The organism is Streptomyces sp. MspMP-M5 (assembly GCF_000373585.1).
In the GTDB taxonomy this organism is placed as follows: Bacteria; Actinomycetota; Actinomycetes; order Streptomycetales; family Streptomycetaceae; genus Streptomyces.
In genome coordinates, this window is sequence record NZ_KB891861.1 from 1 (window position 1) to 2,036 (window position 2,036).

1 protein-coding gene is annotated in these 2,036 nt (G+C 76.1%); it reads left to right on the forward strand.

What is annotated here, in order from left to right; all coding sequences use genetic code 11:
- The coding region (locus B073_RS39245; RefSeq protein ID WP_037811047.1) for a non-ribosomal peptide synthetase at positions 1 to 2,036 on the forward strand (2,036 nt) is incomplete at both ends.

Below are 2,036 nucleotides of genomic sequence, written 5' to 3' on the forward strand. Positions count from 1 at the left end.
CCCCTGCTGCGGGCCGGGCTGATCCGGCTGGCCGACGACGACCACGTCCTGACCCTGACCCTGCACCACATCATCACCGACGGCTGGTCGACCGCCGTGCTCACCGGCGACCTGGCCCACTACTACCGGGCCGCGCTCGGTGCCCCCACCGCCGAACTGCCGCCGCTGCCCGTCCAGTACGCCGACGTCGCCCACTGGCAGCGGACCGCGCAGCGCGCCGCCGCCGAGGAGCAACTGCGGTACTGGCGCGACCACCTGGTCGACCTGGAACCCCTGCACCTGCCCACCGACCGGCCGCGCTCCGCCGTGCGGACCAGGAACGGCGCCACGGCCCGGCTCGTCCTCCCGCCGCAGATCGCGCGCCGCCTGGGGGAGTTCGGCCGGGCCCGGCAGACCACCCTGTTCACCACCCTGGTCGCCGCCGTGCAGACCCTCCTCGCCCGGCTCTCCGGCCAGCGCGACATCGCCGTCGGAACCGTCACCTCCGGCCGCGACCGCGCCGAGACCCAGCGCCTGATCGGCTTCTTCGTCAACACCCTCGTGCTCCGCTCGACCGTCGACCCGGACCTGCCGTTCCCCGAGTTCCTCGCACGGGTCCGGGAGACGGTGCTGGCCGCCTTCGCCCACCAGGACGTGCCGTTCGAGCGCGTGGTGGACGAGGTCCAGCCCGCCCGGGACACCAGCCGCACCCCGCTCTTCCAGGCCATGGTCGTCCTGCAGAACGCCCCCGGGGCCACACTGGACCTGCCGGGCCTCCAGATCGACGACATCGAACCGGACACCCACCACGCCGGCTTCGACCTCACCCTGGAGTTCGCCGAGCACGACTCCGGCGCCCTGCACGGGCTGCTCACCTACAACACCGACCTGTTCGAGGCCGCCACCGCCGAGCGGATCGCGGACCAGCTCAGCACGCTGCTGACCGCCCTCGCCGACGACCCCCAACGCCCCCTCGGGGCACTGCCGCTGGCCCCCCGCGAGGAACTGCGGCGGCTGCTGGCCGACGGCCGCGGCACGGACCGGCCGGTGCCCCCGGCCACCCTCGGCGAGCTGTTCCGGCGCCAGGCGGCCCGCACCCCGGATGCGGTGGCGCTCACCGCCGGCCCCCGGACACTGACCTACGCGGAACTGGAACGCGCCGCCAACCGGCTGGCCCGTCACCTCATCGGCCGCGGCGCCGGCCCCGAGCGGGTGGTGGCGGTGGCGCTGCCCCGCTCGGCGGAGACCGTCGTGGCGCAGCTGGCGGTGGCCAAGGCCGGCGGCGCCTTCCTGCCCGTCGACCCGGCCTACCCGGCCGAACGCCGCGCCTTCATGCTGCGCGACTCCGGAGCCCATCTGGTCCTCGACGACCCCGCCGCCGTCTGGCGCCCGGACGGCCCCGACACCGCGCCCACCGACGCGGACCGCCACGCCCCGCTCGCCACCGACCATCCCGCCTACGTCATCTACACCTCGGGCTCGACCGGCACCCCCAAGGCGGTCGTGGTCCCGCACACCGGCCTCGCCGGCTTCGCCGCGGCCGCCACCGCCCGGTACGACGTCCAACCAGGCGACCGGGTCCTGCAGTTCGCCTCGCCCAGCTTCGACGCCGCCGTCCTGGAACTGTGCGTCTCGCTGCTTTCCGGGGCCACCCTGGTCGCCGGCGAGGAGGGCCCGCTGCTCGGCGAACGGCTCGCCCAGGTCCTCGCCGAGCGGCGGATCACCCACGCCCTGATCCCGCCCGCGGCGCTGGCCACCGTGCCGCCCGAGGCGGCCGCCGCCCTGCCCCGCCTGCGCACCCTGATCGTCGGCGCCGAGGCGTGCCCGGCGGACCTCGTCGCGCACTGGGCCCCCGGCCGCCACGTGATCAACTCCTATGGGCCGACCGAGGCCACCGTGGTGGCCACCTGGACCGGCCCGCTCACCCCGGCCGCCGCCCCGCCACCCATCGGCCGCCCCGCCGCCGGCACCCGGGTCCAGGTGCTGGACGCCGCGCTGTGCCCCGTACCGGTCGGCGTGACCGGCGAACTGTACGTCGCCGGGCCCGGACTCGCCCG